Origin of the sequence: uncultured Aquincola sp. (assembly GCF_964001545.1) — a bacterium.
GTDB lineage: Bacteria > Pseudomonadota > Gammaproteobacteria > Burkholderiales > Burkholderiaceae_C > Aquincola.
The window spans coordinates 25577-38921 of the sequence record NZ_CAXFDV010000569.1; the positions used below are offsets into that span (position 1 = coordinate 25577).

General features: G+C 67.8%; 10 protein-coding genes and 1 tRNA gene. 9 read left to right on the top strand and 2 right to left on the bottom strand.

Annotation, left to right across the window (positions count from 1 at the left end):
- Positions 1-35: 35 nt before the first annotated feature.
- From malE to glk, 5 genes are read left to right on the top strand one after another with little or no spacing between them, the layout of a single operon-like run.
- Positions 36-1235, top strand: coding sequence for a maltose/maltodextrin ABC transporter substrate-binding protein MalE (gene malE / locus ABNT58_RS19595; RefSeq protein WP_348755101.1), 1200 nt, complete (start codon positions 36-38; stop codon positions 1233-1235).
- A 33-nt stretch (positions 1236-1268) separates the two neighbouring features.
- The gene (malF, locus tag ABNT58_RS19600; protein ID WP_348755102.1) at positions 1269-2831 is read left to right on the top strand and encodes a maltose ABC transporter permease MalF; all 1563 of its coding nucleotides are present in this window, start codon (positions 1269-1271) and stop codon (positions 2829-2831) included.
- A gap of 2 nt (positions 2832-2833) precedes the next feature.
- Positions 2834-3724 (top strand): maltose ABC transporter permease MalG, encoded by an 891-nt coding sequence (gene malG / locus ABNT58_RS19605; protein WP_348755103.1) that lies wholly within the window; start codon positions 2834-2836, stop codon positions 3722-3724.
- On the top strand, positions 3721-5472 hold the full coding sequence (locus ABNT58_RS19610; RefSeq protein ID WP_348755104.1) for an alpha-amylase family glycosyl hydrolase: 1752 nt from the start codon (positions 3721-3723) through the stop codon (positions 5470-5472). Before malG ends, ABNT58_RS19610 begins: the two co-directional genes overlap by 4 nt.
- Before the next feature lie 54 nt (positions 5473-5526).
- Entirely contained in the window at positions 5527-7386 is a 1860-nt protein-coding gene (glk, locus tag ABNT58_RS19615) for a glucokinase (RefSeq protein ID WP_348755105.1), read from the top strand.
- Positions 7387-7485: 99 nt separating this feature from the next.
- On the opposite strand, the gene ABNT58_RS19620 is transcribed toward glk, so the two are convergent.
- Positions 7486-9732: an arginine/lysine/ornithine decarboxylase gene (locus ABNT58_RS19620; protein WP_348755106.1), complete on the bottom strand. Its 2247-nt coding sequence runs from the start codon at positions 9730-9732 to the stop codon at positions 7486-7488.
- Positions 9733-9853: 121 nt separating this feature from the next.
- Here ABNT58_RS19620 and ABNT58_RS19625 point away from each other — a divergent pair, with 121 nt between their 5' ends.
- From ABNT58_RS19625 to ABNT58_RS19635, 3 genes are all read left to right on the top strand, one after another.
- On the top strand, positions 9854-10282 hold the full coding sequence (locus ABNT58_RS19625) for an NfeD family protein (protein ID WP_348755107.1): 429 nt from the start codon (positions 9854-9856) through the stop codon (positions 10280-10282).
- Between the two features lie 22 nt (positions 10283-10304).
- Positions 10305-11255 (top strand): stomatin-like protein, encoded by a 951-nt coding sequence (locus ABNT58_RS19630; protein WP_348755108.1) that lies wholly within the window; start codon positions 10305-10307, stop codon positions 11253-11255.
- Between the two features lie 50 nt (positions 11256-11305).
- Positions 11306-11396 (top strand) — tRNA-Ser (locus ABNT58_RS19635).
- 164 nt (positions 11397-11560) lie between these two features.
- Here the strand turns inward: ABNT58_RS19635 and ABNT58_RS19640 are convergent.
- Positions 11561-12274, bottom strand: a complete 714-nt coding sequence (locus ABNT58_RS19640) for a hypothetical protein (RefSeq protein WP_348755109.1) — start codon at positions 12272-12274, stop codon at positions 11561-11563.
- A gap of 135 nt (positions 12275-12409) precedes the next feature.
- Between ABNT58_RS19640 and ABNT58_RS19645 the strand changes: the two genes are divergently transcribed.
- Entirely contained in the window at positions 12410-13309 is a 900-nt protein-coding gene (locus ABNT58_RS19645; RefSeq protein ID WP_348755110.1) for a DUF3034 family protein, read from the top strand.
- Positions 13310-13345 lie beyond the last annotated feature (36 nt).

Below are 13345 nucleotides of genomic sequence, written 5' to 3' on the forward strand. Positions count from 1 at the left end.
GCCGGCCACTTCCCACCCTCACCCAGGAGACACACATGACCATCCAACGTCAACGCATCCGGCTCATCGCGGCGGCTGCCGCCTTCACGCTGGCCGGCGCCGCCGGCATGGCCCAGGCGGCCGAACAAGGCAAGCTGCTGATCTGGATCAACGGCGACAAGGGCTACAACGGCCTGGCCAAGGTGGGCGAGGAGTTCACCAAGAAGACCGGCGTGCAGGTGGTGGTCGAGCACCCGGAAGACGCGCCCAACAAGTTCCAGCAGGCCGCGGCCGCCGGCAAGGGCCCGGACATCTGGATCTGGCCGCACGACCGCGTGGGCGAGTGGCTGGGCGCCGGCCTGCTGCAGCCCGTCACCCCGTCGAAGAAGGTGCAGGCCGACATCGACCCGCTGGGCTGGAAGGCCTTCACCATCGGCGGCAAGACCTGGGGCTACCCGGTGTCGATCGAGGCCGTGGCCCTGGTCTACAACAAGGACCTGGTGCCCACGCCGCCCAAGACCTTCGAGGAAGTGATCGCGCTGGACAAGAAGCTGTCGGCGCAGGGCAAGAAGGCCATCCTCTGGGACTACACCAACACCTACTTCACCTGGCCGCTGCTGGGCGCCAACGGCGGCTATGCCTTCAAGGCCAAGGCTGACGGCACCTACGACGCCACCGACACCGGCGTGGCCAATGCCGGCGCGCTCAAGGGCGCCGAGCTGCTGGCGCAGATGGTCAAGGACGGCGTGATGCCCAAGGGCGCGGCCTATGCCGACATGGAGTCGGGCGTCAACCAGGGCAAGGTGGCGATGATGATCAACGGCCCCTGGTCGTGGGACAACCTGCGCAAGTCGAAGATCAACTTCGGTGTGGCCAAGATCCCGACCGTGGCCGGTGCCAAGGCCACGCCGTACGTGGGCGTGCTGGGCGCGATGATCTCCAAGGCTTCGCCCAACCGCGACGTGGCGGTGGAGTTCATCGAGAACTACATGCTCACGCCCGCCGGCCTGAAGACCATCGACGACGACGTGCCGCTGGGCGTGCCGGCTTCCAAGGCCTTCTACGACCAGCTGAAGTCCAACCCCAACATCCAGGCGACCATGGCCAGCGCGCAGGACGGCACGCCGATGCCCAACAACCCCGAGATGGGCCGCTTCTGGTCGTCGATGCAATCGGCGCTGCAGAACGTGACCGAGGGCCGCCAGACGCCCAAGGCCGCGCTCGACGCCGCCGCCAAGCGCATCACCGCCAAGTAAGCGACTTCAGGCAGCGCAGCGCCAGCCAGCAGCATGCAAACGACCTCGACCCTGGGCGCGCCGGCCCTGGCGGCGCCGCCCGCCTCCCGGCTGCGCTGGCTGGGCCCCGCGCTGGGCCTGCTGCTGGCGCTGGGCGCGCTGTACCTGCTCACGGCCGTGTACGTGGCCGGCGAAACCCTGCTGGCCGGCGCCATCCTGGCCACGCTGGCGGTGGCGGCCTGGGTGTACAGCTCGCAGCGGCTGTACGCCTACCGCTACCTCTTCCCCGGCATTGCCGCGGTGCTCATCTTCGTCGTGTTCCCGATCCTGTACACGGTGTCGATGAGCTTCAGCAATGCCAGCTCGCGCAACCTGCTGTCCTTCGAGCGGGCGACGCAATACTTCCTCGACGAGACCTACGCCGGCGAAGGCGCCAGCCTGCAGTTCGGCCTGTATGCCCAGGGCGGCGGCTACCTGCTGCGGCTGCAGGACGATGAAGCCGGCGCCGCCTTCCAGGCCGGCCCGCTGCCGCTGGACAAGCCTGAGCCGGCCAAGGTCAAGGCCACGCCCGCCAGCGGCGAAGCCGGCAGCGAACCGCTGCCGCTGAAGGACGTGATCCGCCTGCAGCCCGCCCTCAAGGCACTCACGCTGCAGATGCCCGACGGCCGCGAACTGCGCAGCACCGGCCTGCGCAGCTTCGGCCCGGTCAACCACTTGTACAAGCAGGAAGCCCCCGGCCGCCTGAAGAACCAGCAGGACGGCAGCCTGCTGACGGCCAACATGCGCACCGGCTTTTACGAGCAGGCCGACGGCACCGCGGTGCAGCCGGGCTTCCAGGTGGGCATCGGGCTGGAGCACTACCGCCGCATCTTCACCGACGAGGCCTTCCGCGAGCCCTTCCTGCGCATCTTCGGCTGGACGGTGGCCTTCGCCGGCCTCACCGTGCTGTTCGCGGCTTCGCTGGGCATGCTGCTGGCGGTGCTGCTCACCTGGGAAGCCCTGCGCTTTCGCAGCGTGTACCAGACGCTGCTGTTCCTGCCCTACGCGGTGCCGGGCTTCATCAGCATCCTGGTGTTCAAAGGCCTGTTCAACAACAACTTCGGCGAGATCAACCTGATCCTCGACGGGCTGTTCGGCATCAAGCCGGCCTGGTTCTCCGATCCGCTGCTGGCCAAGGCGATGCTGCTCATCGTCAACACCTGGCTGGGCTACCCGTACATGATGGTCATCTGCATGGGCCTGATCAAGGCGATTCCGGCCGACCTGTACGAAGCCTCGGCCGTGGCCGGCGCCGGCCCGCTGACCAACTTCTTCCGCATCACGCTGCCGCTGGTGCTCAAGCCGCTGACGCCGCTGCTCATTGCCGCGTTCGCGTTCAACTTCAACAACTTCGTGCTCATCAGCCTGCTGACCAACGGCCGGCCTGATTTCCTGGACACGAAGATTCCGGCCGGCACCACCGACATCCTGGTCTCGTACACCTACCGCATGGCCTTTGAAGATTCAGGCCAGAACTTCGGGCTGGCGGCCGCGGTGTCCACCGTCATCTTCGCGATGGTGGCGCTGCTGTCGTGGATCAACCTGCGCGCCGCGCGCGTGACCAAAGAGGTGAACTGACCATGGCCATGGTGCTCGACAAATCGCACCGCTGGCGCGTGGTGGCCGCCCATGTGTTCATGGTGTGCCTCATCGCGCTGGTGATCTTTCCGTTCCTGATGATCCTGTCCATCTCGCTGCGGCCGGGCAACTTTGCCAGCGGCAGCCTGATTCCCGACCAGATCAGCCTGGAGCACTGGAAGCTGGCGCTGGGCATTCCGTACACCGAGGCCGACGGCCGCGTGGTGCAGCCGCCCTTCCCGGTGCTGCTGTGGCTGTGGAACTCGATCAAGGTGGCCACGATGTCGGGGCTGATCGTGCTGCTGCTGTCCACCACCGCGGCCTATGCCTTTGCGCGCATGCGTTTCCGCGGCAAGGCGCAGGCGCTGTCGGCGCTGATGATGATCCAGATGTTCCCGGCGGTGCTGGCCCTGGTGGCGCTGTACACCGTGTTCGACCGGCTGGGCGGCATTTTCCCGGCCTTCGGCATCGACAGCCACTGGTCGCTGCTGCTGGCCTATGCCGGCGGCATCGGCCTGCATGTATGGACCATCAAGGGCTACTTCGACACCATCCCGGTGGAGATCGAAGAAGCCGCGAAGGTGGACGGTGCCACGCCGTGGCAGGCCTTTCGGCTGGTGCTGCTGCCGATGGCGGTGCCCATCCTGATGGTGGTGTTCCTGCTGGCCTTCATCGGCGCCATCATCGAGTACCCGGTGGCCTCGGTGCTGCTGAGCGAAGAGCGCAAGCTCACGCTGGCCGTCGGCTCGCGCCTCTTCCTGTATGAGCAGCGCTACCTCTGGGGCGACTTCGCGGCCGCGGCCATCCTGTCGGGCCTGCCGATCACGGTGGTGTTCATGCTGGCGCAGAAGTGGATGGTCTCGGGCCTGACCTCGGGCGGCCTGAAGGGATGAAGCCGCCGCACGCACCCCAGGCGCGCCAGCGCGCGGCAGCGCTGCGCCTGGCGCCGCTGGCTGCAGCCCTGTTGCTGGGCGCCTGCGCCGCCACCGGGCCCGCAACCCCGCCAGCCACCACCCCTGCCACCGTGCCGGCCGCCGCGGCCACCGCACGGCCCGCGGCGGTGCCCGGCAGCTTTGCCGACAACCCCATCGTCTACTTCGTCATCACCGACCGCTTTGCCAACGGCGACCCGACGAACGACCACGCCTACGGCCGCCAGCGCGAGCCGGGCAACGATGCCGGCACCTTCCATGGCGGCGACCTGCGCGGCCTGAAGCAGAAGCTGGACGAAGGCTGGTTCAAGCAGCTGGGCGTCAACGCGATCTGGATCACCGCGCCCTACGAGCAGATCCATGGCTGGACGCAGGGCGGCCAGGCTTCGTTCAAGCACTACGGCTACCACGGCTACTACGCGCTGGACTACACCCGGCTCGACCAGGCCATGGGCACGCCCGAGGACCTGCGCGCGTTGGTGGATGCGGCGCATGCACAAGGCATCCGCATCCTGTTCGACGTGGTGATGAACCACCCCGGCTACCTGGACCTGCAGACCGCGCGTGAACTGCTGCCCGAGGTGCTGTGGCCCGGCAGCGAGCAGGCCACGCTGAAGAACTATCACAGCTTCTTCGACTACAACAGCTTCGAGTTCGGCCAATGGTGGGGCCGCGACTGGGTGCGTGCCGGCCTGCCCGGCTACACCGACCCCGGCCGCGACGACCTCACCTCGCAGCTGGCCCACCTGCCCGACTTTCGCACCGAGAACCCGCAGCCGGTGAAGCTGCCTGAGTTCCTGCGCCGCAAGGCCGACACCGGTGCGGTGGACCTGCCCAACACCTCGGTACGTGGCTACCTGGTGCGCTGGCTCACCGACTGGGTGCGCGAGTACGGCATCGACGGCTTCCGGGCCGACACCGTCAAGCATGTGGAGCCCGAGGCCTGGGCCGAACTCAAGCGCGAAGCAACCCAGGCGCTGGCCGACTGGAAGGCGCGAAACCCGCGGCGCAAGATCGACGATGCGCCCTTCTGGATGGTGGGCGAGTACTGGGGCCAGGGACCCAGCCGATCGCCGTTGCACGACAGCGGCTTCGATGCGCTGCTGGACTTCGACTTCCAGCAGCGTGCGGCGCAATACACCCGGCCCGAGGCGCTGTTTGCCAGCTACGCCGCCACCTACGGCGGCCGGCCCGGCTTCAGCAACCTGGCCTATGTGTCTTCGCACGACACCACATTGTTCGACCGCACGCGCCTGCATGAGGCGGCCACCGCGCTGATGCTGGCCCCCGGCGGCGTGCAGATCTTCTACGGCGACGAAACCGCCCGCCCGCCCGGGGAAGCGCCACGCGGCGACGAGCAGCAGGCCACCCGCTCGGACATGAACTGGGGCAGCGTGGATGCAGCGCTGCTGGCCCACTGGCAAAAGCTCGGCAGCTTCCGCCAGCGGCACGTGGCCATCGCCCGTGGCCGGCATGCGCAGCTGCAGGCCGCGCCTTATGCCTTCAGCCGGGTGGATGCCGCCAGCGGCGATGCGGTGGTGGTGGCGATGCAGGTGACGACCGCCGGCCCCTTGAGCGTGGCGGGCGTGTTCGCCGAAGGTGAACGGCTGGTTGATGCCTACAGCCGGCAGGCCCATGTCGTGCAAGGGGGGCAGGTGCAGCTGGCACCGCAGCGCCTGGTGCTGCTGGAACGCGCGCCGCAGCGATAGGCGCGCGCCATCTGCTACAACTGATAAATCCCGCACGACCTCCACGTCCCGACGATGAGCTCAACGCCCCCGCCCGTGCCGCGCAGCGCACCCCGCCTGCTGGCCGACATCGGCGCCACCTATGCGCGCTTCTGCGTGGAGCAGGTGTCCGGCCGCTTCGAGCATGTGAGCGTGCTGCCCTGCGCCAGCTTCAGCGGCTTCGTGGAAGTGGTGCAGGCCTACATCAATACCCTGCCCTCCGCGCTGCGGCCGCGGCATGCGGCGGTGGCCATCGCCAATCCGATCGAAGGCGACCGGGTGCGCATGATCAACCGCGACTGGGCCTTTTCCATCCGCGATGCACAGGCCCGCCTGGGGCTGAGCGCGCTGCTGCTGGTCAACAACTTCACCGCGCTGGCGATGGCGCTGCCGCACATCGGTGCCTCGGGCCGCATGCAGGTGGGTGGCGGCATGCCGCAGGAGCATGGCGTGATCGGCCTCATTGGCCCGGGCACCGGCCTGGGCGTGTCGGGCCTGGTGCCCAGCGGCGCCGACCGCTGGTCCACGCTGGCCAGCGAAGGCGGCCATGCCGGCTTTTCGCCCAGCGACGAGCGCGAGATGAAGATCCTCGCCTTCGCCTGGCAGCACCATCCGCACGTCTCGGCCGAGCGGCTGGTGTCCGGGCCAGGGCTCGAACTCACCTACCGGGCGCTGGCCGCAGAGGCCGGCGCCCCGACGCCCGCGCTGGAAGCGGCCGAGATCGTGCGCCGCGCGATGGGCGAAAGCGATGCGCTGTGCATGGCGGCGGTGGAGTGCTTTTGCCGCATGCTGGGCACCGTGGCGGCCAATGTGGCGCTGATGCTGGGCGCCACCGGCGGCATCTACATCGGCGGCGGCATCGTGCCGCGGCTGGGCAACCTGTTCCTGCGATCGGGTTTCCGTGAGCGCTTCGAGCACAAGGGTCGGTTGTCCGACTATGTGGCGCGCATTCCCACCTACGTGGTCACAGCCGAGCATCCCGCCTTCCTGGGCGTGTCGTCGCTGCTGTCGGACCACCTGCCCGGCGCCGATGCCGGCAATCCGCTGCTCGACCGCGTGCGTGCGGCGCGGCCCACGCTGTCGCCGGCCGAAGGGCGTGTGGCCGACTTCGTGCTGGCGCATCCGCGGGCGATGCTCAACGACCCGGTGGGCGTGATCGCGCAGATGGCCGAGGTGAGCCAGCCCACCGTCATCCGCTTTTGCCGCACGCTGGGCATGCAGGGCCTGGCTGACTTCAAGCTCAAGCTCGCTTCAGGTTTGAACGGCAACATCCCGGTGCAGCGCGCCCAGGTGCGCCGCCACGACGCCACGCCCGACCTGTGCGCCAAGGTGCTGGACAACACCATCTCGGCCATCATGCAGTTCCGCGAATCGCTGAACGTGGAAGCGGTGGACCGCGCCATCGGCCTCTTGCGCAGCGCGCGGCGGGTCGAGATCTACGCCATCGGCAATTCCACCGCGGTGGCGGCCGACGTTCAGCACAAGCTGTTCCGCTTCCGCATCCCGTCCAGCACGCACACCGACCTGTCGACGCAGGCGCTGGCGGCCGAGCTGCTGGGCCCGCAGGACGTGACGGTGTTCATCAGCAGCTCGGGCCAGCCGCCCGAGCTGGTGCGCGCCGCCACGGTGGCGCTGGAGCGTGGCGCGGCGGTCATCGCCATCACCGCCAGCCATTCGCCGCTGTCGCGACGGGCCACGGTGTGCGTGCCGGTGGACCATGGCGAGGACGCATCGAGCTTCATGTCGATGATCTCGCGCATCCTGCACCTGCTGGTGGTGGACATGATGGCCGTGGGCATCGCGGTGCGCCGCGAGCCCGACGGCGGCCTGCCCCAGGCCGGCACCACGCCGGCCGGCAAGGCCGCCGCCGGGGTGCTGATCTCACACGTGGTGTGATGGAGCCCCCAAGGCCCGGGCTGCGCCCGGACCGCCCCCCCGAGGGGGAGCCACAAAGCTTGGGGCGGCCCGGCGCTTTGTGGTGTAGCCCCTTAGGGGCTACTCTGCCTTGACGCAGTCGACGTAGGCCTCGCCGTTCTCTTCCACCAGACCGTGCACGTCGGTGTGGAAGCCCGGGAACCGCTTGTTGAAGTCGCGGGCGAACTTGAGGTACTCCACGATCTTGCGGTTGAAGCGCTCGCCCGGGATCAGCAGCGGAATGCCCGGCGGGTACGGCGTCAGCAGCGAGGTGGTGATGCGGCCTTCCAGCTCGTCGATCGACACCCGCTCGGTGTCGCGGTGGGCGATGCGGGCATAGGCGTCTGCCGGCTTCATCGCCGGGTCGAGGTTGGACAGGTACATCTCCGTCGTCAGGCGCGCGATGTCGCCCTTGGCATAGGCCTCGTGCACCGATTGGCTGAGGTCGCGCAGGCCCATGCGCTCGTACGTGGGATGCGCGGCCACGAAGTCGGGCAGCACGCGCCACAGCGGCACGTTCTTGTCGTAGTCGTCCTTGAACTGCTGCAGCGCCGTCAGCAGCGTGTTCCAGCGGCCCTTGGTGATGCCGATGGTGAACATGATGAAGAACGAGTAAAGGCCCGTCTTTTCCACCACCACACCGTGCTCGGCCAGGAACTTGGTGACGATGCTGGCCGGAATGCCGGTGGGCGCGAACTTGCCGCTGATGTCCAGGCCCGGGGTGATCAGCGTGCTCTTGATCGGGTCGAGCATGTTGAAGCCGGTGGCCAGGTTACCGAAGCCGTGCCAGTCGTCGTTGGCGCGCAGCACCCAGTCGTCCTGGCGGCCGATGCCGTCTTCGGTCAGCTGGTCGGGGCCCCAGACGGTGAACCACCAGTCCTGGCCGTAGTCCTTTTCCACCTTGCGCATCGCGCGGCGGAAGTCCAGCGCTTCCGACAGGCTTTCTTCCACCAGCGCGGTGCCGCCGGGCGGCTCCATCATCGCGGCGGCCACGTCGCAGCTGGCGATGATGGCGTACTGCGGGCTGGTGCTGGTGTGCATCAGGTACGCCTCGTTGAAGAGGTGGCGGTCCAGCTTCTGGTTCTGCGCGTCCTGCACCAGCACCTGCGAAGCCTGGCTCAGGCCGGCCAGCAGCTTGTGGGTGCTTTGCGTGGCATACACCATCGCTTCCTTCGGCCGCGCGCGGTTCTTGCCCATCGCGTGATAGGCGCCGTAGAACTTGTGGAAGGCGGCGTGCGGCAGCCAGGCTTCGTCGAAGTGGATGGTGTCGATCCAGCCGTCGAGCTTGGCCTTGATGGTCTCGGTGTTGTAGAGCACGCCGTCGTAGGTGCTCTGCGTCAGCGTCAGGATGCGCGGCTTGACGGTGGCCGGGTCCACGCCCTTGAGCAGCGGGTTGGCGGCGATCTTGGCGCGGATGGCCTCGGGCGAGAACTCGCTCTCGGGGATGGGGCCGATGATGCCGTACTGGTTGCGCGTGGGCGACAGGAACACCGGCACCGCACCGGTCATGATGATGGAGTGCAGGATGCTCTTGTGGCAGTTGCGGTCCACCACCACCACGTCGCCCGGCGCCACCGTGTGGTGCCACACCATCTTGTTGCTGGTGCTGGTGCCGTTGGTCACGAAGAAGCAGTGGTCGGCATTGAAGATGCGCGCCGCATTGCGCTCGCTCTGCGCCACCGGGCCGGTGTGGTCCAGCAGCTGGCCCAGTTCTTCCACCGCATTGCACACGTCGGCGCGCAGCATGTTCTCGCCGAAGAACTGGTGGAACATCTGGCCCACCGGGCTCTTGAGAAAGGCCACGCCGCCCGAGTGACCGGGGCAGTGCCACGAGTACGAACCGTCCTGCGCATAGTCCATCAGCGCGCTGAAGAACGGCGGCGCCAGGCCGTCGAGGTAGCTGCGCGCCTCGCGGATGATGTGGCGGGCCACGAACTCCGGCGTGTCCTCGAACATGTGGATGAAGCCGTGCAGCTCACGCAGGATGTCGTTCGGGATGTGCTGCGAGGTGCGCGTCTCGCCATACAGGTAGATCGGGATGTCCGCGTTCTTGCGGCGGATTTCCTCGATGAACTTGCGCAGGTTCAGCACCGCCGGGTCGAGGTCGGGGCCGTCCTGGAACTCCTCGTCGTCGATCGACAGGATGAAGGCCGAGGCGCGGCTTTGCTGCTGCGCGAACGACGACAGGTCGCCGTAGCTGGTGACGCCCAGCACTTCGAAGCCTTCGCGCTCAATGGCCTGCGCCAGTGCGCGGATGCCGAGGCCGGACGTGTTCTCCGACCGGTAGTCCTCGTCGATGATGACGATGGGAAAGTGAAAACGCAGCATGCGTGGAACTCCTGGTGGTCCCCGGTCGGGCGGTGGCGAAATGGGCGTCCAAGCCCCGGAAAGCCGCGCAGTGTAGGGCGTGCACGTGTCGCTACACTGACCGGCCACGAGCGGAGGCCCCATGAACTGGACTGCACCCACCTGGTGGTGGCTCATCACGGGCCTGCTGGTGGCCGTGGAGCTGGCCACCACCACCTTCTATCTGCTGATGATGGCGCTGGGCGCCGCAGCCGCTGCGCTGGCCGCCCACGCCGGTGCGCCGCTGGGCCTGCAGATCGTGGTGGCGGCCCTGGTGGGCGGTGGTGCGGTGGCGGGGCTGTATGTGGCGCGCCGCCGCCGGCCTGCCCTGTCGCCTGCAGCTGATGCGGCATTGAACCTCGACGTGGGGGCGCAGGTCGAAGTACCTGCCTGGCAGCCCGGCGGCCATGCCCGCCTGCCCTACCGCGGCTCGTTGTGGAGCGGGCGCTACGTGGGCAGCGGCGCGCCCCAACCCGGCCCGCATGTGATCCGCGCGGTGGAAGGCAGCGTGCTGCTGCTCGACCGCCTCTGACCCGTCCTTCTTCAGGTAACACATGGAAATCATCGCGATCGTCCTGCTCGTCGTGGCCGTGGTGTTCGTCGTGCGCACGCTCAAGGTGGTGCCGCAGCAGAACGCCTGGGTGGTCGAGCGGCTGGGCAAGTACAACGCCACGCTGACCCCCGGCCTGAACTTCCTGGTGCCTTTCGTCGACCGGGTGGCCTACAAGCATTCGCTCAAGGAGATTCCGCTGGACGTGCCCAGCCAGGTCTGCATCACCAAGGACAACACGCAGCTGACGGTGGACGGCATCCTGTACTTCCAGGTGACCGACCCGATGCGCGCCAGCTACGGCAGCAGCAACTACATCGTGGCCATCACCCAGCTGGCGCAAACCACGCTGCGCAGCGTGATCGGCAAGATGGAGCTGGACAAGACTTTCGAGGAGCGTGACGCGATCAATGCCGCGGTGGTCAATGCGCTGGACGAAGCCGCCGCCAACTGGGGCGTGAAGGTGCTGCGCTACGAGATCAAGGACCTGGCGCCGCCGGCCGAGATCCTGCGCTCGATGCAGGCGCAGATCACCGCCGAGCGCGAGAAGCGCGCGCTGATCGCCGCCTCCGAAGGCCGGCGCCAGGAGCAGATCAACATCGCCACCGGCGAGCGCGAAGCCAACATCGCCCGATCGGAAGGCGAAAAGCAGGCCGACATCAACCGTGCGCAGGGCGAAGCCGCCGCCATCGTGGCCGTGGCCGACGCCACCGCCGAGGCCATCGCCAAGATCGCCGAAGCCCTGCGCCAGCCCGGCGGCCCCGAGGCGGTGCAGCTGAAGGTGGCCGAAAAGGCGGTGGATGCCTTCGGCCAGCTGGCCAAGACCAACAACACGATGATCGTGCCGGGCAACATGAGCGAGGTGAGCGGCCTGATCGCCACCGCGATGGCCCTCTTCAAGAGCGCCGACGTGCCCGCCACCACCCCCGTGCGCCCGCCCAACACCGCGCGCTGACACCCGCCGCCAAAAACGCCCGAAACCTGGGCTACACTCTTGGGCTTCCCGGAGAGATGGATGAGCGGTTTAAGTCGCACGCCTGGAAAGCGTGTGTGGGTTAACAGCCCACCGCGGGTTCGAATCCCGCTCTCTCCGCCAGTGTTTGCAAGCCCCTGAATACCAGGTCGACCACGACCCGCGGTTCAGGGGCTTTTTGCTTTGTGCGCGCCACTTCTTTCGCGCATGTTCACCGTAGCCCATCTTCTGGACCCGTCGCTGGTGGACCGCTCTCACGGCTGTCAGAACGGCTGACAGGAGCACCCTTACTTCCAGCCGCTAAAGTCTTTCAGGGGCACACCGTCCTTCGCCCTCACCCAATCGGCCGGGCTACGGAACAGCATCGGGTTGTCGGCGTCCAGGGTAGCGTGCCAGTCGAAAACATGCTGTTGCCCGTCGTCCACGCTCACCTGCACGGCGGTGTGGTCGACCCCGTTCAAGACACGTGAGATGGGAGCTGCGCCCTTGAGTCGCCGCACACGGGCATCCTTCTTACTGACTGCCACGTTAAGGGCCGCGCTGGCCGCATCGCTGATACCGGTGCAGACGCGATTGGCGTACGCCGGCTCCGTGGGGTCGCCCCAAGCACCGAAGGAGACCATGCCGAGCGCCACGTAGCCAGCGTTGCGCAGACCTCCGGCCACGCCCCAAGCCGCTGGCAAAAAGTTGTCAATCCCGCTGTCTATGCGCTTGCTTGCCTCCGGGTCCTTGGCAACCACCGACGTCAGATTTTCAGCCTCCTCTACGGTCAGCATGGGATAGCGCGCTTTCTTCAATGTGTGGATCGCCTTGATACCCACCGCGGTCGTTGATGGCATCCGCCGCTTTGATGAGACGCGGCAAATCCTCAACCTTGGCGGCACCCATGCGTGTAGCCCAACCCTCAACGGAATGTCGGTGGTGGTCGCCGCGCTGGTCGTCGCTTCATCGGTGCGGACAGCGGCGATGGCTGGCGGGCCAGCAGACAGGCGTGGCAACACCGTGTGGGGTTGGAGTCGCCCCATGCTGCGGGCAGCGGGCCGGCCAGGCCACCCCAAGCACCCAACGGTAACAACCGTTCAGTCCAGCAGCCGGCGGGCCGATAAGCGATCGTCATTGCTCCGCTCGTCCCGCCGATGTCGTCTCCCGCCCTGCCCCTCCTGTGCTGCGCACTCGCCCTGTCCCTGCCCGCGGCCGCAGCGCCGGGCGACGAGGCGCCGGCGCCCCGGCCCACGGCGCGCAGCAAGCTGCTGCTTACCGCGGGCGTCAGCAGCATCGACGGCGCGGCCGGCGGCGGGCTCACGCCTTGGGCGGTGACCGGCACGCAGGCCACGGAGCATGAGGTGGGGGCCACGGCCTTCGTCACCCGCGCGGTGACGTCCGACTACGCGCTCACCGTCAAGGGCGCCACCGTCGGCATCCACGACCGGGTGGAGCTCTCGCTGGCGCGGCAGGACTTCGATGCCGGCGTGGTGGTGCCGGGCACCACGCTCAAGCTGGACATCGCGGGCGTCAAGCTCAAGGTGGCGGGCGACGCCATCCTGGATGCCGACACCTGGCGGCCGCAGGTGGCTGTGGGCCTGTTCTACAAGCACCTGGACCCGGGCAGCGCCGTCGGCGGCGTGCTGGATTCGGTGGGCGCCAGGCGCCATGGCGTGGAGGTGTATGCCAGCGCCACCAAGCTGCTGCTGGCCCACGGTGTGCTGCTCAACGGCACGCTGCGCGCCACGCAGGCCAACCAGAACGGCCTGCTGGGCTTCGGCACCACCGGCGACCGCCGCCTGCGGCTGCAGCCCGAGTTCTCGGTCGCCAAGCTGCTGCGCAAGGACCTGGCCATCGGCGCCGAATACCGCTTCAAGCCCGACCGGCTGGCCTTCGCCGGCCCGGCCTTCCGTGAGTCGGACTGGAAGGACGTGTTCGTCGCCTGGGCCCCCAACAAGCACCTGTCGGTCACGCTGGCCTGGGTGGACCTGGGCCAGATCGTCGGCCACGACCGCCAGCGCGGCACCTACCTGTCTATACAAGCCGGCCTGTGATGAACGCTGCCAACGCCATGACCCTCACCTTCCACC

Coding starts and splice junctions, on each gene's coding strand:
- malE (WP_348755101.1), top strand. CDS start 36: ATGACCATCCAACGTCAACGCATCCGGCTCATCGCGGCGGCTGCCGCC.
- ABNT58_RS19620 (WP_348755106.1), bottom strand. CDS start 9,732: ATGCTGCGTTTTCACTTTCCCATCGTCATCATCGACGAGGACTACCGG.
- ABNT58_RS19645 (WP_348755110.1), top strand. CDS start 12,410: ATGTCGTCTCCCGCCCTGCCCCTCCTGTGCTGCGCACTCGCCCTGTCC.
- ABNT58_RS19630 (WP_348755108.1), top strand. CDS start 10,305: ATGGAAATCATCGCGATCGTCCTGCTCGTCGTGGCCGTGGTGTTCGTC.
- glk (WP_348755105.1), top strand. CDS start 5,527: ATGAGCTCAACGCCCCCGCCCGTGCCGCGCAGCGCACCCCGCCTGCTG.
- malG (WP_348755103.1), top strand. CDS start 2,834: ATGGCCATGGTGCTCGACAAATCGCACCGCTGGCGCGTGGTGGCCGCC.
- ABNT58_RS19610 (WP_348755104.1), top strand. CDS start 3,721: ATGAAGCCGCCGCACGCACCCCAGGCGCGCCAGCGCGCGGCAGCGCTG.
- malF (WP_348755102.1), top strand. CDS start 1,269: ATGCAAACGACCTCGACCCTGGGCGCGCCGGCCCTGGCGGCGCCGCCC.
- ABNT58_RS19625 (WP_348755107.1), top strand. CDS start 9,854: ATGAACTGGACTGCACCCACCTGGTGGTGGCTCATCACGGGCCTGCTG.